This window comes from Flavobacterium sp., from assembly GCF_035456225.1.
GTDB lineage: Bacteria > Bacteroidota > Bacteroidia > Flavobacteriales > Flavobacteriaceae > Flavobacterium.
Window position 1 is genome coordinate 1 of sequence record NZ_DATIDM010000135.1, and the last position, 2,263, is coordinate 2,263.

General features: G+C 36.9%; 1 protein-coding gene and 1 pseudogene. Both read left to right on the plus strand.

Going from position 1 to position 2,263, the window contains the following annotated elements:
• Positions 1–1,715, plus strand: a 1,715-nt coding sequence (locus VLB74_RS08135; RefSeq protein WP_325202958.1) for a TonB-dependent siderophore receptor, incomplete at its 5' end; no start/stop codon positions are given.
• Positions 1,716–1,974: 259 nt separating this feature from the next.
• Positions 1,975–2,263, plus strand: a pseudogene (locus tag VLB74_RS08140) (TonB-dependent siderophore receptor); the annotation flags it as partial.

Here is a 2,263-nt window from a genome sequence, read left to right on the forward strand (position 1 = left end):
AATTTGTAAAAGGGCCTGCCGGATTTATGCTTGCAACCGGAAATCCAAGTGGTTTTTATAATGTGGTCACCAAAAAACCAAGCGGAAGAAACAAGGCCGAAGCGGGTTTTACCTATGGGAGCGACAATTTATTCAGAGGTACTTTTGACCTAGACGGAAAATTGACCAAAGATGGAAAACTGCTGTACCGCCTGAATGTTATGGGACAAAAAAGAGACAGTTACCGCGATTTTGATTTTAATGACCGCTATTCCTTTGCTACGGTATTAAAATATTTACCTACCGACAATACCTCCATTACATTGGAATATACCCAACAATTTTCAAAAGTAAATGCCATTGGAGCCAACTATCTTTTCATGAAAAATGGTTATGAGGAATTACCAAGAAGCAACACTACATCTGAACCCAACTTAGACCCAACCGATATGGTTGAAAGAAGCCTTTTGGGAATTATCGAGCATAAGTTTGAAGACAATTGGAGAGTTACTTTCCAAGCCGATTACATGAATTACCAACAGGAAGGAATCAAATTATGGCCTAATGGTTTTGACCCCAACAACGACGCTATCCTCAAAAGGGCAGGAAGCAATTGGGATATTTTGGGAAAAACTTATATAGTACAAGCTTTTGTGAATGGAAATTTCCAAACGGGAGCAGTTTCTCACAAACTTTTGGGAGGTCTGGATGTCAGCGAAAAAACCTATTACCACGATTGGAATCAATTTTTCACCATGCCCGATTTGGACATTTACAATCCCGTGCATGGGACGTTGCCTGCTTCTCCAACTTTCGACAGAAGTAAGAACATAAAAGACCGTGGCGTAAAATACAAAAACAATTATACCGCAAGTTACATTCAGGACGAAATAGGATTTTTGGACGATAGACTTCGTTTAACTTTGGCGGGAAGATATACATTGTTGAAAGCCACCGATGCCTATAAGGGCGGAACATCCGATGATAAATTTACGCCTCGCGTGGGATTAAGTTTTTCTGTGGATAGCGACAACTCTTTGTATTTTGTGCGAGATGAATCATTTACCGAAAATTATGGAACCGATTGGCAAGGAAAAAGTTTCAATCCGCAAACGGGAACCAACTTGGAGTTGGGATATAAAAGGGACTGGCTTAACGGAAAATGGAATTCGGTACTTGCAGCCTACCAAATTACAATGGACAATGTACTTATGATTGACCCAGATCATTCTGACGGATCCATGCAATACAACAAAGAAGGCGGTCAGCATAAAATCAAAGGGATTGAAGTTGACCTTAGAGGCGAAATCCTAAAAAACTTTGACGTAATTGCTAATTATGCTTTTACAGAAGGAAGAGTAACCAAAGATCCTTCCGTCCCTTCAACGGTTGGAAATCAAATTCCCGGTTCAACCAAACACATTCAAAGTACATGGCTGAATTATACCTTAGACAACGGATTCTTCAGCGGACTAGGGGCTTCATTAGGGTATCAATATCAGGTAGGAAGAGCTCCTTGGTTTATTTCTCCCAATAATACAGTTTCACTTCCTGACTATTTCCGTCTTGATGGCGGGCTTTCGTATCAATACAAAAAAATCGCTATTAACCTAATTGTGAACAACATCTTGAACCAATACCTATATTCAGGCGGTTATGACAACTATGGCGAAATGTATTATTTGCAGGCTGAAGCCGGTACAAACGCAAGAATAAATATTACTTACAAATTTTAATATTCCTCTCGTTTGAAACCGAGGACTATGGAAATCTTAAATTCAATTCTAAAACCAAACTCGGAAATATTTAGCATAAAAAACAATCTTTAACTTACAAAAACAACAATCACCACATCCCATAAACACCTTTTTATGTTATCATAAACAAATAAAAATCAAACAAATAATTTTATTATTTTTATTTATTCTAAATAAATTTTGTTTAGAAAAAATTAATATATAGTTTTGCTGCTATATTTAATCAATCTAAATAAGAATGAAAAACCTATATTTATTATCAACTGTTATCTTGTTTTCAATAACCAGTTTTGCACAAGAGACAGAAAAAGACACCATAAACAGTTTAAAAGAAGTTGAAGTAAACGGAAAGCAAAAATACAGAAGAGAAAAAAGCACCACCGTATCCAAAATGCCCCTCAACAATATTGAAAATACGCAAGTTTACAACACTGTTACCAGCGAACTTTTGAAAGAGCAAGTAGTAACCAATTTGAATGATGCGCTTAAAAATGCAACAGGAATTACTCGTTTGTGGGAATCAACAG